20 protein-coding genes are annotated in these 24,240 nt (G+C 67.6%); 8 read left to right on the forward strand and 12 right to left on the reverse strand.

The window, feature by feature from the left end; all coding sequences use genetic code 11:
* Positions 1-317: 317 nt before the first annotated feature.
* From ABZ854_RS31015 to thyX, 3 genes are all read right to left on the reverse strand, one after another.
* Entirely contained in the window at positions 318-2,003 is a 1,686-nt protein-coding gene (locus ABZ854_RS31015; protein ID WP_361217445.1) for a ribonuclease J, read from the reverse strand.
* Between the two features lie 168 nt (positions 2,004-2,171).
* Positions 2,172-3,071: a 4-hydroxy-tetrahydrodipicolinate synthase gene (gene dapA, locus ABZ854_RS31020; protein WP_361217447.1), complete on the reverse strand. Its 900-nt coding sequence runs from the start codon at positions 3,069-3,071 to the stop codon at positions 2,172-2,174.
* A gap of 211 nt (positions 3,072-3,282) precedes the next feature.
* The gene (gene thyX / locus ABZ854_RS31025) at positions 3,283-4,023 is read right to left on the reverse strand and encodes an FAD-dependent thymidylate synthase (protein ID WP_361217450.1); all 741 of its coding nucleotides are present in this window, start codon (positions 4,021-4,023) and stop codon (positions 3,283-3,285) included.
* Between the two features lie 179 nt (positions 4,024-4,202).
* Here thyX and ABZ854_RS31030 point away from each other — a divergent pair, with 179 nt between their 5' ends.
* Positions 4,203-4,451 (forward strand): hypothetical protein, encoded by a 249-nt coding sequence (locus tag ABZ854_RS31030; protein ID WP_361217453.1) that lies wholly within the window; start codon positions 4,203-4,205, stop codon positions 4,449-4,451.
* 116 nt (positions 4,452-4,567) lie between these two features.
* Entirely contained in the window at positions 4,568-5,122 is a 555-nt protein-coding gene (locus ABZ854_RS31035) for a hypothetical protein (RefSeq protein WP_361217455.1), read from the forward strand.
* A gap of 45 nt (positions 5,123-5,167) precedes the next feature.
* Here the strand turns inward: ABZ854_RS31035 and ABZ854_RS31040 are convergent, their stop codons facing one another.
* From ABZ854_RS31040 to eccD, 6 genes are all read right to left on the reverse strand, one after another.
* Entirely contained in the window at positions 5,168-5,620 is a 453-nt protein-coding gene (locus tag ABZ854_RS31040) for a hypothetical protein (protein WP_361217458.1), read from the reverse strand.
* Between the two features lie 13 nt (positions 5,621-5,633).
* Positions 5,634-6,386 carry a 4-hydroxy-tetrahydrodipicolinate reductase gene (gene dapB, locus ABZ854_RS31045; protein ID WP_361217461.1) on the reverse strand — a complete coding sequence of 251 codons (753 nt, stop codon included), beginning with the start codon at positions 6,384-6,386 and terminating at the stop codon, positions 5,634-5,636.
* Between the two features lie 26 nt (positions 6,387-6,412).
* Positions 6,413-7,792, reverse strand: coding sequence for a pitrilysin family protein (locus ABZ854_RS31050; protein WP_361217464.1), 1,380 nt, complete (start codon positions 7,790-7,792; stop codon positions 6,413-6,415).
* Positions 7,789-10,008 (reverse strand): polyribonucleotide nucleotidyltransferase, encoded by a 2,220-nt coding sequence (locus ABZ854_RS31055; protein ID WP_361217467.1) that lies wholly within the window; start codon positions 10,006-10,008, stop codon positions 7,789-7,791. Before ABZ854_RS31055 ends, ABZ854_RS31050 begins: the two co-directional genes overlap by 4 nt.
* Before the next feature lie 324 nt (positions 10,009-10,332).
* A complete protein-coding gene (gene rpsO, locus ABZ854_RS31060) occupies positions 10,333-10,620 on the reverse strand; it encodes a 30S ribosomal protein S15 (protein ID WP_003993372.1) in 288 nt (95 codons plus the stop codon).
* 212 nt (positions 10,621-10,832) lie between these two features.
* Positions 10,833-12,302 carry a type VII secretion integral membrane protein EccD gene (gene eccD, locus ABZ854_RS31065; RefSeq protein WP_361217469.1) on the reverse strand — a complete coding sequence of 490 codons (1,470 nt, stop codon included), beginning with the start codon at positions 12,300-12,302 and terminating at the stop codon, positions 10,833-10,835.
* 161 nt (positions 12,303-12,463) lie between these two features.
* Between eccD and eccCa the strand changes: the two genes are divergently transcribed.
* Both eccCa and ABZ854_RS31075 read left to right on the forward strand, forming a co-directional pair.
* Positions 12,464-16,426, forward strand: coding sequence for a type VII secretion protein EccCa (gene eccCa, locus ABZ854_RS31070; RefSeq protein WP_361217472.1), 3,963 nt, complete (start codon positions 12,464-12,466; stop codon positions 16,424-16,426).
* Between the two features lie 147 nt (positions 16,427-16,573).
* Positions 16,574-17,002 (forward strand): hypothetical protein, encoded by a 429-nt coding sequence (locus ABZ854_RS31075; protein WP_361217475.1) that lies wholly within the window; start codon positions 16,574-16,576, stop codon positions 17,000-17,002.
* 238 nt (positions 17,003-17,240) lie between these two features.
* On the opposite strand, the gene ABZ854_RS31080 is transcribed toward ABZ854_RS31075, so the two are convergent.
* The gene (locus ABZ854_RS31080) at positions 17,241-17,363 is read right to left on the reverse strand and encodes a hypothetical protein (RefSeq protein WP_361217477.1); all 123 of its coding nucleotides are present in this window, start codon (positions 17,361-17,363) and stop codon (positions 17,241-17,243) included.
* Positions 17,364-18,596: 1,233 nt separating this feature from the next.
* Here ABZ854_RS31080 and mycP point away from each other — a divergent pair.
* The 4 genes from mycP to ABZ854_RS31100 are packed head-to-tail and all read left to right on the forward strand — an operon-like array spanning position 18,597 to position 23,431.
* Positions 18,597-19,994 (forward strand): type VII secretion-associated serine protease mycosin, encoded by a 1,398-nt coding sequence (gene mycP / locus ABZ854_RS31085; protein ID WP_361217479.1) that lies wholly within the window; start codon positions 18,597-18,599, stop codon positions 19,992-19,994.
* 49 nt (positions 19,995-20,043) lie between these two features.
* Positions 20,044-20,466: a hypothetical protein gene (locus tag ABZ854_RS31090; protein ID WP_361217482.1), complete on the forward strand. Its 423-nt coding sequence runs from the start codon at positions 20,044-20,046 to the stop codon at positions 20,464-20,466.
* Between the two features lie 18 nt (positions 20,467-20,484).
* A complete protein-coding gene (locus ABZ854_RS31095) occupies positions 20,485-22,776 on the forward strand; it encodes a hypothetical protein (protein WP_361217485.1) in 2,292 nt (763 codons plus the stop codon).
* A 4-nt stretch (positions 22,777-22,780) separates the two neighbouring features.
* Positions 22,781-23,431 carry a hypothetical protein gene (locus ABZ854_RS31100; protein WP_361217487.1) on the forward strand — a complete coding sequence of 217 codons (651 nt, stop codon included), beginning with the start codon at positions 22,781-22,783 and terminating at the stop codon, positions 23,429-23,431.
* A 58-nt stretch (positions 23,432-23,489) separates the two neighbouring features.
* Here ABZ854_RS31100 and ABZ854_RS31105 read toward each other — a convergent pair whose 3' ends face one another.
* Both ABZ854_RS31105 and ABZ854_RS31110 read right to left on the reverse strand, forming a co-directional pair.
* A complete protein-coding gene (locus ABZ854_RS31105) occupies positions 23,490-23,801 on the reverse strand; it encodes a WXG100 family type VII secretion target (RefSeq protein ID WP_129306240.1) in 312 nt (103 codons plus the stop codon).
* A 31-nt stretch (positions 23,802-23,832) separates the two neighbouring features.
* Complete coding sequence (locus ABZ854_RS31110) at positions 23,833-24,240, reverse strand: WXG100 family type VII secretion target (protein ID WP_361217491.1); 408 nt, start codon at positions 24,238-24,240, stop codon at positions 23,833-23,835.

Genomic DNA, 24,240 nt, shown 5'->3' on the forward strand with positions numbered 1-24,240 from the left:
CTTTGTACTCACCCTCTCGGGCTTTCCTCCGGGCGCTTCCCTTCGGTCTTGCGTTTCCGACTCTATCAGATCTTTTTCCGATCCGATTTCCTCGGTGCTTTCCAGGTTTCCGCTCTCGCGGTTTCCTTTCCGGCGGTTCCGACTTTATCAGAAGTTCTGAGTCGGATTTTCCACCCGGTCCAGGGCACCGGCGTCCAGCGCATGAAGCTCTGGGGTTCCCGATCGGGCGGAGACGTAAACGTACTGGAGCGGGGCGCCCCGATGCAAATCGAGGCGCCCCGCTCCCAGTTCGCGCGGACGAGACGGCCGACGGAGTGTCAGACCTCCACCACGACCGGCAGGATCATCGGCCGGCGACGGTACGTGTCGGAGACCCACTTGCCCAGCGTGCGGCGGATGAGCTGCTGCAGCTGGTGGGGCTCGACGACGCCGTCCTGGGCCGAGCGTTCCAGTACCTGGGTGATCTTCGGAGTGACGTCCACGAAGGCGGAGTCGTCGATGCCGGAGCCGCGGGCCTGGACGTGCGGGCCACCCGTGATCTTGCCGGTGGAGGCGTCCATGACCACGAACACCGAGATGATGCCCTCGTCGCCGAGGATCTTGCGGTCCTTCAGCGCCGGCTCGCCCACATCGCCGACGGAGAGCCCGTCGACGTAGACGTAGCCCGCCTGGACCTTGCCGGAGATCTTGGCCTTGCCCTCGACCAGGTCGACGACGACCCCGTCCTCGGCGATGACGATCCGGTCGTGAGGGACCCCGGTCAGCGCGCCCAGCTCGGCGTTGGCGCGCAGGTGGCGCCATTCGCCGTGGACCGGCATCAGGTTGCGCGGGCGGCAGATGTTGTAGAAGTACAGCAGTTCGCCCGCGGACGCGTGGCCGGAGACGTGCACCTTGGCGTTGCCCTTGTGGACGACGTTGGCGCCCCAGCGGGTCAGGCCGTTGATCACGCGGTAGACCGCGTTCTCGTTCCCCGGGATGAGGGACGAGGCCAGGATGACCGTGTCGCCGTCGACGATCCGGATCTGGTGGTCACGATTGGCCATGCGGGACAGCGCGGCCATCGGCTCGCCCTGGGAGCCCGTGCAGACCAGGACCACTTCGTGGTCGGGCAGGTCGTCGAGCGTGCGGACGTCGACGACCAGGCCCGGCGGCACCTTCAGATAGCCGAGGTCCCGGGCGATGCCCATGTTCCGGACCATGGAGCGGCCGACGAAGGCGACCCGGCGGCCGTACTCGTGGGCCGCGTCCAGGATCTGCTGGATGCGGTGGACGTGGCTCGCGAAGCTCGCCACGATGATCCGCTTGCGGGCGCCGGCGAAGACCTGGCGCAGGACCCCGGAGATGTCCCGCTCGGGCGGGACGAAGCCCGGTACCTCCGCGTTGGTGGAGTCCGCGAGGAGCAGGTCGATGCCCTCTTCGCTCAGGCGTGCGAAGGCGTGGAGATCCGTCAGGCGGTTGTCCAGCGGGAGCTGGTCCATCTTGAAGTCGCCGGTGTGCACCGCCATGCCCGCGGGGGTGCGGATGGCGACGGCCAGGGCGTCCGGGATGGAGTGGTTGACGGCGACGAACTCGCAGTCGAAGGGGCCGATGCGCTCGCGTCTGCCCTCCGCCACCTCCAGGGTGTAGGGGCGGATGCGGTGCTCCTGGAGCTTGGCCTCGATGAGGGCCAGCGTCAGCTTGGAGCCGATCAGCGGGATGTCCGGCTTCTCGCGGAGCAGGAAGGGGACGCCGCCGATGTGGTCCTCGTGACCGTGCGTGAGGACGATGCCCTCGATGTCGTCGAGGCGGTCCCGGATGGACGTGAAGTCCGGCAGGATCAGGTCGATCCCGGGCTGCTCCTCCTCGGGGAAGAGCACCCCGCAGTCGACGATGAGCAGGCGGCCGCCGTACTCGAAGACCGTCATGTTGCGGCCGATCTCGCCGAGACCGCCGAGCGGGGTGACCCTCAGGCCGCCCTCGGGCAGCGGCGGGGGCGGACCGAGTTCAGGATGTGGATGACTCAAAAGACTCTCCTCACCACACGCGCCACGTACCGGTGGGGCACGTGGCGCGCGTGACGTTCGTGCAGAAGCAGTTGTCGTTGTGGGGGTGCGGGCACCGGTGGCCCGCCGATATGCGGTTGTTCTTCAGTTGTGAAGCGCTGTGAAGCTCGGGTGGTGCCAAGTCTGTTGTCAGAGCTGTACCCCGCCGGCGGCAAGATCGATCTTGAGTTGGGCGATCTCCTCGGGCGAGCACTCGACCATGGGTGCGCGCAGGGGTCCGGCGGGCATGCCCTGGAGGGCGAGCGCGGCCTTGGTGGTCATGACGCCCTGGGTGCGGAACATACCGGTGTAGACCGGGAGGAGCTTCTGGTGGATCTCCGTGGCCTTCTGGACGTCCCCGGAGGTGTACGCGTCGACGAGGGCGCGCAGGTCCGGGGTGACCAGGTGGCCGACGACGGAGACGAAGCCGACCGCTCCCACGGAGAGCAGGGGCAGGTTCAGCATGTCGTCGCCGGAGTACCAGGCGAGGCCGGACCGGGCGATGGCCCAGCTCGCCCGCCCGAGGTCGCCCTTGGCGTCCTTGTTGGCGACGATCCGGGGGTGCTCGGCCAGCCGGACCAGCGTCTCCGTGTTGATGGGGACGCCGCTGCGGCCCGGGATGTCGTAGAGCATGACCGGCAGCCCGGTGGCGTCGGCGACGGCCGTGAAGTGCCGGTACAGGCCCTCCTGCGGGGGCTTGTTGTAGTACGGCGTGACGACCAGGAGGCCGTGCGCGCCCACCTGCTCCGCCTGGCGGGCCAGCTCGATGCTGTGGTGGGTGTCGTTGGTGCCGACCCCGGCCACGACGTGGGCTCGGTCGCCGACCGCCTCCACCACGGCTCGTACCAGGTCCGTTTTCTCCGCGTCGCTGGTGGTGGGCGACTCACCGGTGGTGCCGTTGATGATCAGGCCGTCGTTGCCTGCGTCCACCAGGTGGGCGGCGAGCCGCTGCGCGCCGTCGAGGTCGAGTGCGCCGTCCGCCGTGAAGGGCGTGACCATGGCGGTGAGGACCCGCCCGAAGGGGGTCTGCGGAGTCGAGGTCGGAGCCATGGGTAACACGCTACTCGGTGCTCCCCGCGAGGTCTGCCCTCGGGGTATCGGGTAAGTCCTGACAAATGCGGAGCCCGGCACTGCCTGCTCGGGGGTTCAAGCAGTGCCGGGTCCGTTTGATCAGGCTAGATGAACTTCTCTAAATGCCGCAATACGGACACTTCGTGGGGCTGACCCGTACATGCGTTCCGCGTGGGGGAACGGGGCTTCGCTACGGCGCCACACGTCCGTTCGCGTTGAAGGCGGCGTAGGTGAGCGGCATGAGCTTCGCCCACTCCGCCTCCATCTTCTCGCCCACCATCTCGATCTCCCGCTGCGGGAAGGAGGGCACCTTGGCCAGCTCGTGCTGCGTACGCAGGCCGAGGAAGTGCATCAGGGAGCGGGCGTTGCACGTGGCGTACATCGACGAGTAGAGGCCGACCGGGAGGACCGAGCGGGCGACCTCGCGGGCCACGCCCTGCGCGAGCATCGCCTGGTACGTCCGGTACGCCTGGCGGTACGACTCCTCCATGGAGCGGTTCACCAGATCGTGCTGCTCCTCGGTGCCCTCGACGAAGACGTACTTGCCGGGGCGGCCCTGCTGGACGAGCTTGCGGGAGGTGTCGGGGACGTAGAAGACCGGCTGCAGCTCCCGGTAGCGGCCGGACTCCTCGTTGTACGACCAGCCGACGCGGTGCCGCATGAACTCGCGGAAGACGAAGATCGGGGCGCTGACGAAGAAGGTCATCGAGTTGTGCTCGAAGGGGCTGCCGTGCCGGTCCCGCATCAGGTAGTTGATCAGGCCCTTGGAGCGCTCGGGGTCCTTGCCCAGCTCGTCCAGGGACTGCTCCCCGACGGTCGACACACGGGCCGCGAAGAGCACGTCGGCGTCGGCCGCGCTGTGTTTGACCAGCTCAACGGTGACATCGCTGCGCAGGTCGATCTTGAACTCGTCGTCCGGGATGCCGGTCACGGTGGGGGGTCCTTCCCATCACTTCTCAAGGTTCGCGCCCACTGTACGGGGCACCCCTGACAACGCCCGAACCGTGTCCTTGCCGCGGATTTTTTCGGACATGGGCACCTTTTGTGTCACTCGATCGTCTGTACCGGTGAGGGTCGGTCGTTCGACCCCCGAGAGGAGACGCACCCGAGATGTTCACCCGGCGCGAGCCCGTACCCTTCGCCTTCGTCGCCGAGGCCGACAGGTTCAGCAGCAATGTCACTCCCCCGCCGCGCGCGCGGGCGTCCGCCGGGCAGATAGCCGGGCGCTGGCTGCTGGGTCTGACGATCGTCGCCGGGCTGGTGGGCTCCTTGGTCCTCGGCATGCCCGCGCTGTCGACGCCGTCCAGTACGCCGGCGCAGCAATCCCAGGCGTCCCAAGGGCATGCGCAGGGGCGCTGACCGGGGCGTCGGCACGGGGCGCTGACCCTTCCGGCCGTCCAAGGCTGGTGAGCGGGGAAGCGGACGGATAGCCTCACCGGGCACAGCCCAGAGCGTGGATCGAGTGAGGACCAGCCGTGCCCCTGCCCTTCCTGACGGCCGACCGCTCCTTCGAGACGGCGGCCGAGAGCGCGCTGCCGTACGCCGACCGTGACCGCTGGCGCCGTCCCTACCGGCCCGGCCCGTGGCGGGTGGCGGTCGCCGCGCTGGGTCTGCTGCTCGCCTCGTTCGTGCTGTTCGCGGCCGTCCTCATCGTCCTGACTGGTTCGATGACGTCCGCCGGCATCGTCCTGGCGGTGGCCCTGCTGGTCATCGCCGGCGCGCTGCGGCTGCTGCGCATGGGCGTGTGGGTGAGCGCGCGGGGCCTGCGTCGTGTCGGCCTGCTGGTGACGCGTACGGTCCCGTGGCCGCGGGTCGTCTCGGTGCGGACCGCTCAGCAGCCGGTGCGCTGGCTGGGGCTGCCGCGCACGGTGCAGGGTCAGGCGCTGACGCTCGTGCGCAAGGACCGGCCGGCCGAGGACACGCCGCCGCTGCTGACGACGCACGACCTCGACTTCCTGGGCCGGTTCACGGCGTTCGACCGGGCGGCGGACACGGTGGAGGCGTGGGCGGCGGAACACCGGCGCGGCTGACCCTCGTCACGCCGCCGCCGCGTTCCCGGCCGGGCGCGGCCGGGGTCAGGCCGGTACGGCCCTGCCGTCGTGCAGGGCGATGGCGCGCTGCATCGCCCTGCGGGCGCGAGGTGTGTCGCGGGCGTCGTGGTAGGCGACGGCGAGCCGGAACCAGCTGCGCCAGTCGTCGGGCGCGGCCTCCGTCTCGGCCTTGCGCCTGGCGAAGACCTCGTCGGCCGAATCGCGGTCGATACGGCCGCTGGGCAGCCGCTTGAGTTCATCGACCGGCAGTCCGCCCTCGGCGTCGAGTTCGGCGGCGAGCTGGTTGGCCCGGCGGACGAACTGGGTGTTCTTCCACAGGAACCACAGGCCGATGACCGGCAGGATCAGTACCGCGACCCCGAAGGTGACGGTGACCAGCGTGCCGGACTGGATGAGCATGACGCCGCGGCTGCCGACCAGGACGAAGTAGAAGACGAGGACGGCGGCCGTGACGAGGTAGGTGATCTTCGCGCGCATGTTCGGGTACCGGTCAGCCCAGGTCCAGGAAGTGTTCCAGGCCGAAGGTGAGGCCCGGGGTGGACACCACGCGGCGCGCGCCGAGCAGGATGCCCGGCATGAAGCTGCTGTGGTGCAGGGAGTCGTGCCGCACGGTGAGGGTCTCGCCCTCGGCGCCGAGCAGCACCTCCTGGTGGGCCAGCAGGCCGCGCAGCCGTACGGCGTGCACGGGGACGCCGTCGACGTCGGCGCCACGGGCGCCGTCCAGGGCCGTGACGGTGGCGTCCGGCGCCGGAGCCGTCCCCGCGGCGCGGCGGGCCTCGGCGATGAGCTGGGCGGTGCGCGTGGCGGTGCCGGAGGGGGCGTCGACCTTGTTGGGGTGGTGCAGTTCGACGACCTCGACGGACTCGAAGTACGGCGCGGCGATCTGGGCGAACTTCATGGTCAGGACGGCACCGATGGAGAAGTTCGGTGCGATGAGCACACCGGTCTCCGGGGACTGGGCGAGCCAGCCCCCGAGCTGCGCGAGGCGGTCATCGGTCCAGCCCGTCGTGCCGACGACCGCGTGGATGCCGTGGCGCACGCAGAAGTCGAGGTTGCCCATGACGGAGGCGGGGGTGGTCAGCTCGACGGCGACCTGGGCGCCGGTCTCCGCCAGGGTCTCCAGCTTGTCGCCCCGGCCGAGGGCGGCGACCAGCTCCATGTCCTCGGCGGCCTCGACGGCCTTGACGGCCTCGGATCCGATCCGGCCCCCGGCACCGAGGACCGCCACGCGCAGCTTGCTCATGTTCCTGCTTCCTTACCGGAGGGGGTTCAGGCGACGGCGTCGCCGAGCCGTGCGGCCTGCTTGTCCTTCAGCGGGCCGATGACCGACAGCGAGGGCCGCTGTCCCAGGATGTCGCGGGCGACCGAGCGGACCTCGTCCGGGGTGACCGCCGCGATCCGGGTCAGCATGTCGTCGACGGACATCTGCTCGCCCCAGCACAGCTCGCTCTTGCCGATGCGGTTCATCAGCGCGCCGGTGTCCTCCAGACCCAGGACGGTGGAGCCCCGGAGCTGGCCGACGGCGCGGCTCATCTCCTCATCGGTCAGACCGTTCTCCGCGACGTGCGCGAGTTCGTCCCGGCAGATCCGCAGCACGTCGTGCACCTGGCTGGGGCGGCAGCCGGCGTACACGCCGAACAGTCCGCAGTCGGCGAAGCCGGAGGTGTACGAGTACACGCTGTAGGCGAGACCGCGCTTCTCCCGGACCTCCTGGAAGAGGCGGGAGGACATGCCGCCGCCGAGGGCGGTGTTGAGGACGCCCATCGCCCAGCGGCGCTCGTCGGTGCGGGCGATGCCGGGCATCCCGAGGACGACGTGCGCCTGCTCGGTCTTGCGGCCGAGCAGCTCGACCTTGCCGGCCGTGCGGATCGTACGGCTGCCCTCGCGCGGGCCGAGGGGGCTCGCGTCGGCGCCGCGGAAGGCGTCCGCCTTCTCGAAGGCCGCGCGCACCTGTCGTACGACCTTGGCGTGGTCGATGTTGCCGGCGCAGGCGACCACGAGGTGGGTGGGGTCGTAGTGCTTCCTGTAGAAGCGGCGGATGCGGTCGGCGGTGAGGGCGTTGACGGTGTCGACCGTGCCGAGGACCGGGCGGCCGAGGGCGTTGTCACCGAACATGGTGTGCGCGAACAGGTCGTGCACGCAGTCGCCGGGGTCGTCCTCGGTCATCGCGATCTCTTCGAGGATCGCGCCGCGTTCGACGTCGACGTCCTCCTCCCGGATCAGCGAGCCGGTGAGCATGTCGCAGACGACGTCGATGGCGAGCGGCAGGTCGGTGTCGAGCACGCGCGCGTAGTAGCACGTGTACTCCTTCGCCGTGAACGCGTTCATCTCGCCGCCGACGGCGTCGAGGGCGGCGGAGATGTCCAGGGCGCTGCGCTTGGCGGTGCCCTTGAAGAGCAGGTGCTCCAGGTAGTGCGTGGCACCGTTCAGCGTCGCGGTCTCGTCGCGCGAGCCGACGTGGGCCCAGATGCCGAAGGTCGCCGAGCGCACGGAGGGCAGCGTCTCCGTGACGATGCGCAGGCCACCGGGGAGCGTCGTGCGGCGGACCGTGCCGATGCCGTTCTCGCCCTTGATCAGGGTTTGGGTACGGGCGACGGCCCGCGCCTCCGAAGAGGTGCGGGCCGTCGCCCTGAAGCCACGGGACGTCACTTGGCGGCTTCGTCCTTCTTCGTCTCGTCGCCCTCTTCGCCCTCGATCACGGGGATCAGGGAGAGCTTGCCGCGGGAGTCGATCTCGGCGATCTCGACCTGGACCTTCTGGCCCACGCCGAGCACGTCCTCGACGTTCTCCACGCGCTTGCCGCCGGCGAGCTTGCGGATCTGCGAGATGTGCAGCAGACCGTCCTTGCCGGGCAGCAGGGAGACGAACGCGCCGAAGGTGGTCGTCTTCACGACCGTACCCAGGTAGCGCTCGCCGACCTCGGGCATCGTCGGGTTGGCGATGCCGTTGATCGTGGTGCGGGCCGCCTCGGCGGAGGGACCGTCGACCGCGCCGATGTAGATGGTGCCGTCGTCCTCGATCGTGATGTCGGCGCCGGTGTCCTCCTGGATCTGGTTGATCATCTTGCCCTTGGGGCCGATGACCTCACCGATCTTGTCGACCGGGATCTTCACGGTGATGATCCGCGGAGCGTTCGGGGACATCTCGTCCGGCGTGTCGATCGCTTCCATCATCACGTCGAGGATGTGGAGGCGGGCGTCACGGGCCTGCTTGAGGGCGGCGGCCAGGACGGAGGCCGGGATGCCGTCCAGCTTGGTGTCGAGCTGGAGGGCGGTCACGAACTCCTTGGTGCCGGCGACCTTGAAGTCCATGTCGCCGAAGGCGTCCTCCGCACCGAGGATGTCGGTGAGGGTGACGTAGTGCGTCTCGCCCTCGATCTCCTGGGAGATCAGGCCCATGGCGATACCGGCGACGGGGGCCTTCAGCGGCACACCGGCGTTCAGCAGCGACATGGTGGAGGCGCAGACCGAGCCCATGGACGTCGAACCGTTGGAGCCGAGGGCCTCGGACACCTGGCGGATCGCGTAGGGGAACTCCTCACGCGTGGGCAGCACCGGCACCAGCGCGCGCTCTGCGAGGGCGCCGTGGCCGATCTCGCGGCGCTTGGGGGCGCCGACGCGGCCCGTCTCACCCACGGAGTACGGCGGGAAGTTGTAGTTGTGCATGTAGCGCTTGCGGGTCACCGGGGAAAGGGTGTCCAGCTGCTGCTCCATACGGAGCATGTTGAGGGTGGTGACGCCCAGGATCTGGGTCTCGCCACGCTCGAACAGCGCGGAACCGTGCACCCGCGGGATGGCCTCGACCTCGGCGGCCAGCGTGCGGATGTCGGTGACACCGCGGCCGTCGATGCGCTTCTTCTCCTTGATGACACGCTCACGGACCAGGGACTTGGTCAGCGAGCGGTACGCGGCGGAGATCTCCTTCTCGCGGCCCTCGAACTCCGGCAGGAGCTTCTCGGCGGCCAGTCCCTTGACGCGGTCCAGCTCGGCCTCGCGCTCCTGCTTGCCGGCGATGGTGAGCGCCTGGGCCAGCTCGGGGCGGACGGCGGCGGTGAGCGCCTCCAGGACGTCGTCCTGGTAGTCCAGGAAGATCGGGAACTCGCCGGTCGGCTTGGCGGCCTTGGCGGCGAGGTCGGCCTGGGCCTTGCACAGGACCTTGATGAAGGGCTTCGCGGCGTCCAGACCGGCGGCGACGACCTCCTCGGTCGGCGCGTCGGAGCCGCCCTCGACCAGCTTGATGGCCTTGTCGGTGGCCTCGGCCTCGACCATCATGATCGCGACGTCGCCGTCCTCCAGGACACGGCCGGCGACGACCATGTCGAAGACGGCGTCCTCGAGCTCGCTGTGGGTCGGGAACGCGACCCACTGGCCGCGGATCAGCGCGACGCGGACGCCGCCGATCGGGCCGGAGAAGGGCAGGCCGGCCAGCTGCGTGGACGCGGACGCGGCGTTGATCGCGACGACGTCGTACAGGTGGTCGGGGTTGAGCGCCATGACCGTGCAGACGACCTGGATCTCGTTGCGCAGGCCCTTCTTGAAGGACGGGCGCAGCGGGCGGTCGATGAGGCGGCAGGTGAGGATGGCGTCCTCGGAGGGCCGGCCCTCACGGCGGAAGAAGCTGCCGGGGATCTTGCCGGCGGCGTACATCCGCTCCTCGACGTCCACCGTCAGGGGGAAGAAGTCGAGCTGTTCCTTGGGGTGCTTGGCGGCGCTGGTGGCCGACAGCACCATGGTGTCGTCGTCCAGGTACGCCACGGCGGAGCCGGCGGCCTGCTTGGCCAGGCGGCCCGTCTCGAAGCGGATGGTGCGGGTGCCGAAGGCGCCGTTGTCGATGACGGCCTCGGCGTAGTGGGTCTCGTTCTCCACTAGCGTTTTCTCCGTTACTTAGTCGTCTTTCGTCCCTCGGCTGCCCGTGTGGCAGGGGGACGGTGGCGGAGAAGCGCGCCGTGCGGTGCGGGCCGGTCTTCGATCGAAGCACCCGGGGCTCGCTTCCCCCCGGGGGCCACTACCGAGGACCGGCGGCGGCGTGGTGCGCCTCTCCTCGTTCTCTTGCTGGTTCTACGTCATGCGTGTTTCGTTACCACACTACAAAGCGTGGGTGACACTCCGCACGTTTCGGCGTACGGCCCCGCCTACGGCAAAGGGAGCGGTCCCCGGATCTTCACCGGGAACCGCCCCCTTCACGGCGTCTTACTTGGCGCCCGCCGCACCGCGACGGATGCCGAGGCGGTCGACCAGCGCACGGAAGCGCTGGATGTCCTTCTTGGCCAGGTACTGCAGCAGCCGGCGGCGCTGACCGACCAGGATCAGCAGACCACGACGGGAGTGGTGGTCGTGCTTGTGGGTCTTGAGGTGCTCGGTCAGGTCGGAGATCCGACGGGACAGCATGGCGACCTGGACCTCGGGGGAGCCGGTGTCGCCTTCCTTCTGGCCGAACTCGGTGATGATCTGCTTCTTCGTAGCGGCGTCGAGCGGCACGCGTACTCCTCATAGTCTGTGAGTGCCCACCGAGCGCCCCCGGTCTGCGTCTCGGGAGCTTCCGTGACCCGGAAGGCGGGATCCGCGCTGGGCGCGGCCTCCAGAGGATTCCGGAGACGCGTACACATGCGGGCGTCACTCAGAGTACCAGGGACTAGCGGCGCGTCCGTCCGGCCCCCGGTACGCCCGGGGAACGACCGGCGACGCGGAGGTCAGCCGGTCAGGGAACGGACGGTGCTGAGAACGCCGAGGGTAGCGAGGCAGAGCGGCACCAGCGCGAGCAGTACCGTCCCCTCGGCCAGGTCCAGGAAGCGGCCCCAGAACGGGGACAGGCCCTTGCGCGGGACGGTCAGCCCGATCGCGGTGATCAACAGGGCGGCCGCGGCGATCGAGGCCGTGAGCCACGCTGTGCGCAGGTCCAGCGCACCCCGGTCGTGGTGCAGGACCATGTCCACGACGGCGTCCGCGGGCGGGTTCAGAGCGAGACCGAGCAGCAGCAGCGCGACGGCCGCCAGGCCGGCGACCAGGACGCAGGCCACCTGGGTCGTGTAGCGGAACAGGCGTGCGCGGATCAGCATGGCCAGACCGGTGGCGAGTGCCAGCAGCTGACCCCAGAGGGTGTCCGAGAAGCCGAGGACCGCGGCGGAGGCGACCACCAGGGCCGCCGTGCCGGCCACCAGGCCCAGCAGCATCTCGTGCCCACGCCGGGCTTGCGCCGCGACACGCTCCGCGTCGAGCGGATCGGTGTCCGCGCCTTGCGTGGGGTCGGGATCGAAGTCCCCCTGGCTCGCCGAATGCGGTGAGGCGTAGCCGATGGGCAGCCGTGCGAAGCGCGCCGAGAGGCTGGGCAGGAAGGCGGTCAGACCGATGGCGGCCGGGGAGCACACCGCCGCGGCGGCGGTCGCCGAGGCCTCGGAGAGAATGGCCACGAAAGTGGTCACGGTGCCGGCCGTCGCGAGGAAGCAGGCGGCCACGAAGGGGGCATCGCCCCCGGGCGTGAGCACGACGAGCACTACCGAGGCGACGAGTACGGCAACGCACCCCAGCATGAACTGCAGTTTCCCGGGTCCCTGTCCGTCCTGGGGCGCGACCAGCCCGGAACCCGCGATCATCAGGAGGGGCAGCGCCCCGAGTCCCACGGCGACGGCTGCAACCCGGTCGGCGTACACCCGCACGCGTACGCCGGCGAACGCGGTCAGCAGCACACCGAGACCCCCGGCGATGATGCCCGGCAGACCGTGCATGTCGTGGCGGAGGGGATCGGCGTACCAAAGGACGAAGCCGCACATCAGCAACATCAGCGCGCCACCCGCCAGTCCGCCGATGCGCAGCAGATCGTCGCTCCAGAGGTGCCGGTCCCGTACGACCGCGGAGGCGACGGCGTCCGACACGTCGTCGTAGACGGCGGGCGGGAGGGACTCGGCGAAGGGCCGCAGGCCGAGCACCTCGCCGTCGAGGACGCGTTCGTCGGCGAGGGTCCGCGCTCCGTCGAGGACCCGGCCGTCGCGGCGCACCAGGTGATACCCGGTGGGGGTGCCGACCGGCTGCGTCTGACCGGTCAGCCGGAGGATCTCCGGATAGATGTCGGCGACGCCCATGTCCATCGGGAGCGCCACGTCGATCCTGCTGTCGGGTGCCACGACGGTGACTCTGCAGAACCCCGTCGCCGCGGTCGTACTCACCTTCACTGACCCCCTGTTCGCGGATGCGCACGCTGCGCGCGTCACCCTACCGGCAGGTGGTGTCAGCGGTGACAAGTAGGATCGCGACCAGCGGAGGACGACCGTCGCCACGGGGGTGCCGGTGCTCAACCGATCGTCCGCCCAAGGGGATTGGTGCTCCGGTGAGCCATATCGTCATCAAGCGCCCGCCTCGCGCGCTGCCGCCCGAAGTGCCCTCGGACGAACTGCAATTGGAGGCTCCTCCGGAGCTGCCGCGCGGGCAGCAGGAGGGCATGCTGATGCAGGTCCTGCCCACCCTCGGCATGGGCTCGTCCGTGGTGTTCTACTTCGCGTCGCCGAACGCCCATCCGGTCATGCGGATCATGGGCGTCGTGATGCTCATGTCGACAGCCGCGATGGTGGTCTCGCAGATCGTCCGCTACCGACGGGGTACACAGGGGCAAATGGCCGATGTGCGCCGTGACTATCTCCGCTATCTCGCACAGACGAGGCGCACGGTTCGCAGGACCGCACTGAGCCAGCGAGACGCGCAGTTGTATCTGCACCCCGCCCCGGAGCAGCTGTGGTCGGTGGTCGCCGAGGGCAGCCGGGCATGGGAGCGGCGTATCGGGGACGAGGACTTCGGGCAGGTACGGATCGGCCTGGGGCCACAGCAGCTGGCCACTCCCCTGGTGGCGCCGCAGACGGCGCCCGTGGACGAGCTGGAGCCCCTGTGCGCCGGCGCGATGCAGCGATTCCTCGCGGTGCACGGCCAGTTGGACGCGCTGCCGGTGGCCCTGTCGTTGCGGGCCTTCTACCACGTGACGGTCTCCGGCGACCCGGAGTGCGCCCGGTCCGCGGCACGCGCGCTGGTCGCCCAGGCAGCGACTCTGCACTCCCCCGACGACCTGGTCGTCGCCGTGGTCGCCGCACCGAGGGCCGTGGCCCGCTGGGACTGGACCAAGTGGCTGCCGCACTGTCAGCTGACCGGGCAGTTCGACGGAGCGGGTACGCGTCGCCTGTTCGGGGACGATCTGGGCGAGCTGGAGCAGTTGCTCGCCGGGCGCCTCGACGGCCGGCCCCGGTTCAGCCGGAACGGCCAGCCTCTGCTGGACCAGCCGCACGTCCTGGTGGTCCTTGACGGCGGCATCGTTCCGCCCACCTCGGCGTTCGCCGCCGCGGAGGGCCTCCAGGGAGTGACGATCGTCGAGGTGGTCTCCGGGGATCTCGACCAGCCGCGGGGCGACCTGTCGGTCGTGGTACGGCCGGAGCGGCTGTGGCTGGACTCCGGAGGCGGTGTCGCCTACGAGGGCGTGCCCGACGGGCTGACGGTGCCGGCCGCGGAGGCCCTGGCCCGCCAACTCGCTCCGCTGCGTACAGGGGGTGGCGACGACGACGAGCCGCTGCTCGCGAACCTGGACTTCACCGAACTGCTAGGGCTCGGAGACGCCGGCTCGGTGGATGTCACGCGCACGTGGCGGCCGCGTTCCACACCGGAGCGCCTCCGCGTGCCGATCGGCGTGGGCGAGGGCGGCCAGCCCGTGATGCTCGACCTCAAGGAGGCCGCGCAGGACGGTATGGGACCGCACGGGCTGTGCGTGGGCGCGACCGGTTCCGGCAAATCAGAGTTGCTGCGCACCCTGGTGCTGGGGCTCGCGGTCACCCACTCCTCCGAGACGCTGAACTTCGTCCTCGCCGACTTCAAGGGCGGCGCGACCTTCGCCGGTATGTCGCACATGCCGCACGTGGCCGCGGTGATCACGAACCTGGCCGACGATCTGACCCTCGTCGACCGGATGGGTGATGCGATCCGTGGCGAGCTGCAGCGCCGTCAGGAGCTGCTTCGCGCCGCCGGCAACTACGCGAACGTGCACGACTACGAGAAGGCGCGCGCCGCGGGCGCGCCCCTGGAACCGCTCGCCTCCCTCGTTCTGGTGATCGACGAGTTCAGCGAACTCCTCACGGCGAAACCCGATTTCATCGACATGTTCATCCAGATCGGCCGCATCGGCCGCTCCCTGGGTGTGCATCTGCTGCTGGCGTCCCAGCGGTTGGAAGAGGGCCGTCTGCGGGGTCTGGACACCTATCTGTCGTACCGGATCGGTTTGCGGACCTTCTCGGCGGCCGAGTCCCGGGCGGCTCTCGGCGTGCCGGACGCCTACCACCTTCCGTCCGTTCCCGGTTCCGGGTATCTGAAGTTCGGTACGGACGAGATGGTGCGTTTCAAGGCCGCGTACGTGTCGGGGGCGTACCGCCCGGACGGCCCGGAGTCCCCGGAGAGCAGCCTGCCGGTGGAGCGCCGGCCCGCGCTCTTCACGGCGCCCCCCGTGCCGGTGGCCTACCTGGCGCCCGACCCGGCCCGGACTCAGACGCCGGCCGGTCGCCCGGAGGACGACGCCCTGGCCGACACGGTGCTGGATGTCGTCGTACAGCGTCTGGAGGGCCAGGGCGTACCCGCGCACCAGGTCTGGCTGCCGCCGCTGGACCGGGCTCCCACACTCGACCAACTGCTGCCACCGCTGTCCGTGTCCACCGAGCGTGGCCTGCAGTCGGCCGAGTACACGCGCCCGGGTGGCCTGACCGTGCCCCTGGGGCTCATCGACAAGCCGTTCGAGCAGAAGCGCGAGGTGTTGTACCGGGACTTCTCCGGTGCGGCCGGCCACATGATGGTCGTGGGTGGCCCGCAGTCCGGTAAATCGACGATTCTGCGCACGCTGGTCGCATCGTTCGCGCTCACGCACACTCCGCACGAGACGCAGTTCTACTGCTTGGACTTCGGCGGAGGCGGCCTGAGTTCGCTGACCGACCTGCCCCATGTGGGCGGCGTGGCATCCCGCCTCGATCCCGAGCGTGTCCGCCGGACGGTGGCGGAGGTCGCGGGCATCCTCAGCCGCCGCGAGCAGTTCTTCCGCGCCAACGGAATCGACTCCGTCTCCACGTATCGCAGGCGCCGCGCGACCGGCGAGTTGCCGGGCGAGGCCTGGGGCGACGTGTTCCTGGTCATCGACGGCTGGGGCAACTTCAAAGCCGACTACGAGGGCCTTGAGGGCATCGTCAATGACATCGCGGGCCGCGGTCTCGGTTACGGCGTTCACGTCGTGATCTCGGCTTCGCGCTACATGGAGGTCCGGGCAGCCCTGAAGGACCAGGTTCTGGGCCGCCTGGAGCTTCGCCTGGGTGACGTCATGGACTCGGAGTTCGACCGCAAGGTGGCCATGAACGTGCCGGCCGGCGTGCCAGGCCGCGGCCAGGTCCCGGAGAAGCTTCACTTCATGGCGGCCCTGCCACGCATCGACTCGTCGTTCTCGGGGGACGACCTGTCCGATGCGACGGCACAGCTCGTCCAAGCGGTGAAGGCCAACTGGCAGGGGCCCGCGGCCCCTGGGGTCCGCCTCCTCCCCCGCAAGATGCCCGCGGACCAGTTGCCCAAGGGCTTCGAGTTCCCGCAGCACGGCATCGCGATCGGCATCGACGAGGCCAACCTGGAACCGGTCTTCGTCGACCTCGACAGCGATCCGTTCTTCCTGGTCTTCGGCGAGAGCGAGTCGGGCAAGACGAACCTGCTGCGGCTCATCGCGAAGCAGATCACGGAGCGGTACACGCCGGCCGAGGCCCGCATCGTCGTCGGCGACTACCGGCGCAGCATGCTGGAGACGGTGTCGGAGGAGCACCTCCTCGAGTACGCGCCGATGGCGTCGGCGATGCAGGTCCACATGGACGCGATACGACAGTTCATGGAGATGCGGACGCCGAAGCCGGACATCACCCCGCAGGAGCTGCGTGACCGCAGCTGGTGGAGCGGCCCGCAGTTGTTCGTCATCGTCGACGATTACGAGCTGGTGGCCGCCGGATCCGGCAACCCGCTCGGGCAGCTCGTCGATCACCTGCCGTTCGCTCGCGACGTGGGCGTCAAGTTCATCATCGCCCGCAGCGCCGCCGGGGCCTCCCGGGCCATGTACGAGTCGTTCATGCAGCGTGTGAAGGAGCTGGGGGCCCAAGGTGTGGTCCTGTCCGGTGATCCGAGCGAAGGCGACATCCTGGGCAACGTCCGGGGCCGCCCGATGCCACCGGGACGTGGCGTGTTCGTGTCCCGCAAGCGCGGATCGTCGCTGATTCAGGTGGGGTTGCTGCCGCAACGGCACTAAAGTGATCGATCGAATCATTCCTCCGTTCGATGAACGGAGCCAGCGGGGAAAACGGGGAACGGGGAGGCGTCCGAGGTGAGTTCCAGCGGGGGCGGCGGCGGGAGAGGCGCGCCGGACACGGGCAAGTCCTTCGACACTCTGTCCGATGTGAACCCTCAGAAGGCGCTGGACATCCAGCACAGCGCCATGAAGAGCTTCAAGAAGCGCGTCGACGAACTGCTCCTCGAGCTGGACAAGTCGGAGGCGGCTCCCGGCAAGGTGGGCCAGGACCGGCTGACCCGCGCCCAACTGGGCTCCTCCGATTTCAAGGAGGCACAGTTCCTCTACGACTCGTACACCCTCGTCCACGACGAGTTGGAGAACCTGTCCAAGGCGCTCGGTGCACAGATCGAAGGCATGGGGCTGGCGGTGCACGCATCGCGGGTGGGCTACCAGAACCTCGACGACGGCATCAAGGCACGGATGAAGGAGATCAACGCGGAGGCGGAGAGGTACTACGACGCTGACCGGGACCCGTACGCCCAGCAGCCGACCGCGCCGACCACGTCCGGCTCGGAAGGAACGAGGGACTGGTGATGGGCGGACATCCGAAGAGGCCCGAGCCGCATCTCGCCCGCACCGATTTCGAGTCGATGACGCATGAGCAGCTCGCGGCCATGCTCGAATCCGCGAGTACGTCCGGTGCGTCGCACCTCTCCACCAAGCTGTCCAAGGCCGCGTCCACGATCTCCAAGATCGGCGACGACCTCATGAAACACGTCAAGGGCCTCGAGTGGCAGGGCGAGGGGGGCGACGCGTTCCGGGACTGGGGCGGTCAGACGGCCGGCGCCACCCTGCGCCTCGGCCAGTACGCCGAAGTCGCGTCCCACTGGATGGGGACGGTGTCGCAGGCCATCTCCGAGGCGAAGGCGGCCATGCCGGACACGTCGGAGACCACTCAGGCCAAGAAGGACCTGTCCAACGCCCACGCCACCATCGCGGCGGCCAAGGAATCGGGCGCCCACAATGACCCCGAGGCCCAGAAACTGGCCCAGACGGCCAGAACCGACGCCTCGACGGCCCAGCAGCGCATCGACGCGGCTCGGGGCGAGGCCATCCAGCAGATGCGGAAGCTGGCGCAGACGTACGAATTCTCGGCCCAGGAAGTGAACAGTGTGCCGCCGCCCACGTTTTCTCCTCCGGCTGACCATTTGGACTCCAAGGAGTGGTTCGGGGACCTGGATCACATCTCTGCGGGTTCGAGCGGGTCCGCGACACCGTCAAGGACTGCCACAGGCGCCCACGCAGACACGAGCGTGTCCGGTCATCACGGAACCGCCCTGCCAGGCGCTGCCCATGCCACATCTCGTCCCGTCCCCGCACCGGACGTCACGAGCGGGGACGTCCTCCCGTCTCGTCCAGTCGACATGGAGATAGACGGGGCCGGTACGCTGCCCCATCCAGCCTCACCGAGCCCCGCGGGACCCAACGCGCCGGAACCCGGACTGCCGCACCGAGGGCTTCCTCCGTCCGGCCAGACCGACCTGCCCCCTGTAGTCAGCAGCGGCCAACGTGTACCAACTCCGTCCCCGCTGCGCCCCCTTCCCTTGCCCTCCCAGCTCCCTCAGGCGGGGTCACCCAAGGGCACTGCGATGGGCCGAGTTCCAGGCATGCCGCGAGAGACCGGGATCATGGGAGGCCGTCCGGTAGCGGCCGGCCCCGGTCGGCCGCAGAACAGCCTTCCGCGCGGAACGGTCATTGGCAACGAGAACGTTCAGGGCCGAACGGGGACAACCGGAATGCCACGTGGCGGCGCGACGGGTGCCCCCGCAGGAGGCACACCGGGTTCGGCCAGGGGGTCGTCCGGCGGCCGGCGTCTGGCCTCGGAGACGGGTGGAGTCATCGGAAGCCGTCAGAATCAACCGAGCCGTGCAAGTGGGCGCCCGTTCACGCCGGGCGGCTCGGGTCTCGTCCGGAGCTCTTCCGAGAGCACCAGCCCGACGCGTCGCTCGTCGACCGGGCGGACCGGAGCCGTCGGGCCGTCCTCTCAGTCCAGTGAGTCCCGCGAAGAGGGTCAGGGGCTGCGACCCGACTACCTGGTCGAGGACGAAGAGACCTGGGCGTCCCTCACCCCCCGGGCGGTTCCACCTGTCGTCGAATGATTTCCGCGACTCCACACCCAGGAAGGCACATGCGTAACAACAACTTGGCGCTACGGCTCCTGCCTGCAGCGGCAGGTGTTCTCGGCCTGCTGCTCGTGGGTGTGGGCGCGACACCCGCGTACGCGGATTCCGTGCAGTCGCGCCAGTGGCACCTCGACGCCATGCATGCGGCGGAAATGTGGAAGACCAGCACGGGCCGCGGCATTACGGTGGCGGTCATCGACTCAGGAGTGGATGACCACCTAGCGGACCTCAAAGGCCAGGTACTGAAGGGCAGGGACTACTCCGGACTGTCCGGCGACGAGCACACGGACCATGCCAATCACGGCACCGGCATCGCGGCACTCATCGCGGCCACAGGCGCGCGGGGGGCTGTGAACGGCTCCTACGGCCTCGCCCCGGGAGCGCAGATCCTTCCCATCCGCATGCGCTACGCCACCGAGGGCTACGGCCAGGTCGACAACAAGGCAGAGTTTTCCCGTGTTTTGAGCCAAGCTATTCGGTACGCGGCAGACAGTCACGCTCAGATCATCAACATGTCCCTGGGTAGTTCCGACGCACCTGGCAGACACAATGTGGAGACTCCTGAGTTGGAGTCAGCCGTGAAGTACGCACTCTCCAAGGGAAAACTGCTGTTCGCCGGGGTCGGCAACAACGGCGACACATCGAACTTGCGCGAATACCCGGCAGCCACTCCCGGAGTCGTGGGTGTCGGAGCCGCTGACGAGAACGCCAAGGTGGCCTCCTTCTCGCAAAGAGGGCCTCAGGTCGACCTGGTGGCACCGGGTGTGGACATGATTCACGCCTGCCTGGGTGGTAGTGAGATCTGCAAGTCGAAGGGCACGAGTGACGCGACCGCCATCGCCTCAGCGTCGGCGGCTCTCATCTGGTCCAATCACCCCGGCTGGACCAACAACCAGGTCCTCCGAGTCATGCTGAACACGGCCAGCAAACCGACCGGGGGCGAGAAGAGGAGTGACTACGTCGGCTACGGCGGCGTCAGGCCCCGAGTCGCGCTCAAGTCTCCGGGCGACCCCGGTCCCGCAGACGAATATCCGCTGCCTGATCTGGCAGCCTCGGCAACCTCGGCCCCCACGCCCAAGGCATCCACACCGCCCCAGGGAACCGGGGCTGACAAGACGAACGAGGAACCACGCGCCGCGGCCACCGAGACGAGTGGCAGTGGGAGTGGAATCCTCTGGACCTGTCTGGGTGTCGCTGCCGCGGCACTTCTCGGTACCGCCGTCACCGTCTTGACCGTCCGCAAACGCCATCGCCGGGCCGCTTTCGATCCGGTCGCACCGCCGGCATACCGCCCGCACCCTCAACCGCTCCTGCAGGCCCCGGTTCCCGGTGCAGCTCAGGGCGGCGCAGCCGGCTCACCGTCGCAGGACGACGCACCGCACGCCCCGGAGCCGCGGTCATGAGACTGCACCAGGTACTCGACCAGCGTAGGTGTCAGCCGAGAGGACAGTCATGTCATCGTTCGATGAGTTGTGGGGGCAGGCCCGAACCAATGCCGCGGCTCGCCAGCACAGCAGTATGCAGCTGAATCATCTGCCCGCCGACTTCGGAAGCGGGGGCGGCAAGAAACTCGTCGTCACCTCCAGCGTTCTGAGCGGGCGGGCACAGAAGGCGGACCACGTGCGGCACGACTTCGCCGCTGCGGACAACTCCGCCATGAAGGACACCGATCAAGTGGGCGGCAGCCTTAAGGGCTTCAAGTCGGCATCGGCATTCTCCACATTCACCGCTCGATGGCGCGGGCAGATGGCGTACGTGCAGGGGCTGCTGGAGAAGGACGTCGCCGGCGCCCTCCGTTTGAGCGCACAGGACTACGCGGCGCGGGAGCAAAAAGAGAAGGCCCGACACCACCGCGAACAACCGACACTTCACTAGAAGGCCCGAGACCGCGCCATGCTGGATTTCAAGACGCTGATCGAAGCAGACTTCTCTGAACTGTCAGGAGCCGTCGACAGCTGGAAGAAGACTCCCAAGCATTTCAGAGATGCCGCCACAAAATATCGGAACACCGTCGAGAAGGACCTGCAGGGGGCAGACTGGGACGGGGAAGCAGCAACCGCCGCCACCGAAAAACTCAAGGTGGTCGAGAAGCAGTTGGACGCCGCAGGTGACGAAGCCGACGACGTGTACAAGCTGCTCAGCGACGCCCACGAGATCTTCACCGGCGCACAGTCGAAGCTGCGCCAACTGAAGCACGATGTCGAATCGGACAAGTACCTCTCGATCAATTCGAACGGGGACGTGTATTTTGACCCCCCTGAGGGTACCGAAAACGTCGGCTTCATGAACAAGGGCTATCAGGACACGATCCAGGCCTATCGGGCGAGTATCCAGAGCCATCTTTCAGCAGCGCAGGATGCCGACGACACGCTCTCATGGGCGTTGAGTCAGGATCACAACGGACGGAAGAAGGGATTTGACTCTTCCGCGTACAAGAGCATCGCTTCCGCCAAGAAGGGTCATGAGCAGGCGGAGAAGGACCTCAAGGAACTCGAGAAGTTGACGGGCAAGCGCAGCAAGCTGTTTCTCGCCGGTTCCGGAGACCAGCTCGACCCTGAGATGCTCAAACGGATCAACACCCTCATGTCACGGCACGAAGGTGATCCGGAATTCGCTGAGAAATTCGCCACCCACCTTGGCGGAAAGGGCACACTCGAGCTGTGGACGAGGATTGCCGACCGCAGGCAGAACGGGGACGCCCAAACCAAGGAATCGGCCAATATTCAGAAGTCGCTGAGCTTTACTCTCGCGACCGCCTCGCACTCGCACAGTCAGGCGATGAATGACTGGAAGAAAAATATAATCTCGCTCGGCGGTAAGCAGGTCGAGTACATGGACATGGGCAGACCCGGCCGATATGAAGGGCCGTACGGGTTCCAGGTCATGAGCAGCCTGATGCGCTACGGATCCTACGATGACAAGTTCCTCAACGACTACGGTCATGGGCTCATCGGGTTTGAAAAGGAACACAAGGGCGAGAAGCCAGCCGATCTCTGGCGGGCGCCAGGTGACGAATTTCCCTGCCTCAATTTCGATTCCGGAAACGACTACGGCCAGGATCCCATGGCCGGCTACATGGAATCCCTCGGTCACAACCCGGAGGCGGCGAAGGAACTCTTCTACTCGGAGGACTGGGCGAAGGGGTCAGACAAGATCGATCCCGATCTGAAGTACCTCATGGTGGACCGGGACTGGTTCAACGCCAACACAACGGCCGGCGATCAGCGCGGCTTCGGATACGACGAACTGGGCCACGCGCTCCAGGCTGCGACGCTGGGCGTGCCGTACGACCAGATGGCGGACGGCGTCCACCGGGACGACACCACCGCAAACATCATGGGGCAGGTGGTCAAACAGGTCGGAGAGGATCCGCACTACATCAAGGATCGACCAGGTGTCGGGAACAGCCTGGGGGTCATGGGAGCCGCCTACATCGACGACCTCAACTGGTCCCTCTCCAATTTCGGTGACGACCCGGGGTTCCGCTCCCTCAGCGACCAGGCGTTCGAGCACCACGGACCGGGACATATGAACCTCGGTCATCAGACGTCCCTGAGCTTCCTCAACACGCTGGGGCAGCACAAGGTCTCGTACGACATCATGTCTTCGGCTCAACAGGAGTTCACCGTCGGCGCCCTCAAGGCCCACGGTCACCCGGACGACTCGCTGTCGACCATCCTGGGCACCGGCACGAAGGTCAGCGGCGCACTCGACCAGGCACGCATGACCGGGATCAATGACAACTACCAGGACAAGAGTGACGACTACAGCGACGCCCTGAGTGACGCTGCCGAGTGGAAGAAGTACGGGGTGAGCACGTCCGTCAGTTCCGGAGTTTCTCTTGCCACTCTCCCTCTCGAAGGTGCCGGAAAGGCAGTTTCCTTCGTGGTTCCCGGACTGGTCGAGGGAATTGGCGGTGCTATTGAGACGCACGAGAGCGTCGCCATCGACCAGGAAGTCAGACGGCAAGAAGACGCCTATAACGACAAGCTGGACAGGCAAGAGATAAAGAGTCGCACAGATTTCATCGGGAACGCTCAGACGAGGGCGATGAGTCCGTTGTCTGCATATCTGGCGGCTCATCCGGAGCTCAAAGACACGTCTTGGTATCACCACACCAAAACGGCCATGGAGCAAGGATATAACTCTGGCGTCAGCGAGAGCGACTTGACAGATACGGACTGATTCGATGCCTCAGGATCGTAGCGCACATCCAATGAAATCTGCATGGTGCACGGTCGTAGTCGGGATTGCCCTCACCACCGGATGCTCCGGTGGAACGGACCATCAAGGCAACGATTTCCAGTCTGCTCGAGAAGTGTGCGGTGGCCTGTCGGAAACGGGGGCCCACGCTTTGGAGGCGATCGCAGCGACAAAAGAGTTCTCGAGCAGCCCCTCGACGGGGAAATTCGACATGCCGGAGAACGTTTCGAAGGAATTTACAGGGCCGCCTGCCGAAAGTCGCCACGACCTCTGCACCATCGAGCCCGAGAACGTGCGTAACGATCAGCGGATCGGGTTCTCATTCAAGGTGCTGTCCACGCTCCCACCGGCACCGAACAAGCTCCTCCATGGCAACGTCTACTTCAAGGTGGGCTTGCGCGCCTGGGCTACTACTCTGGGCGCGCGACTGTACTTCACGTGCCAGCCTTCGAAGGCTCCTGCTGACAAGCGGCGGGCCCGAGTGGTCCAGACAGACTTCTGGTACGCACCGGCGAGCCGGGGGAAAGTGTCGTACAAGGGCAACATGGAATTGCTGAACGAAGCGTCATACAAGCTTGCCAAGCAGTTGTCATGCTCTGAGAGTGCGGGTCTGAGTCAGGAACTGGACGGCAGCTGAGACAAGAAGAGAGAGACGGCGTCCGGCGTCGTCTCCCTCTCTCAGTCCCTGCAGAGGCTCAGCCCATGAGCATCCTGAACCGCGCCGCGTTGCCCTTGTCGGTGTCCTGGTAGCCGATGACCGACTCGTCGAGGAGCTGGGCGATGCGGGCGAGCTTGTGGCTCATCTGGTCCATCTGATCGCTGCTGTCCCGCTGAATCTCGCCGTACGCCGTCTTCGCCTCGCCCTCCCACGTCTCGGCAACCGCCTTTACTCGGCGCATGAGGATCTCAAGCTGTTCTGCCAGGCTCTTGGCTGTGCTGCGGACATCGCTCGCGGCCTGGGTGACGGTGTCGTAGTTGACTGCTGTGCGGTCGGCATCGAAGCTCATGGTGCGAATCTCCCTCGTGGATGGGTCGGGCTCAGGCAAGGTCAGTGATGCGGCTCTTGACCTCGTAGGAGTTGTCCACCTTCCGGATGTGAGCGATGCGCTCCTGCTCCTGGTCGGTGAAACCGCCGATGCTCGCCCTCATTGCTTCTTCGAGATCGACAAGGTCGTCCTGCAGTTTCTTGAGGTTCTTGTTCACGCCCTGCTGGACCGTGTCGAACTCCTTGCCCGCGGCGCCTTTCCAGCCGGCCTGGACCATGTCCACGACTCGATTCAGCGACGTCACGCGCTCGCTCACCTGAGTGTGGAAGTCGCGGATGTCGTTCGCAAGCTTCGTCAGCTCATGCTTGCTGTGCGCCTGCCCCTGCGCCATGCGTTGTCTCGCCCTCTTCTTGGAAGCGGCGGTGACTTTCACCACCGCGACGGGTCCACCCGGGCTCAT

The organism is Streptomyces sp. NPDC047028, from assembly GCF_040644095.1.
Lineage (GTDB): Bacteria > Actinomycetota > Actinomycetes > Streptomycetales > Streptomycetaceae > Streptomyces.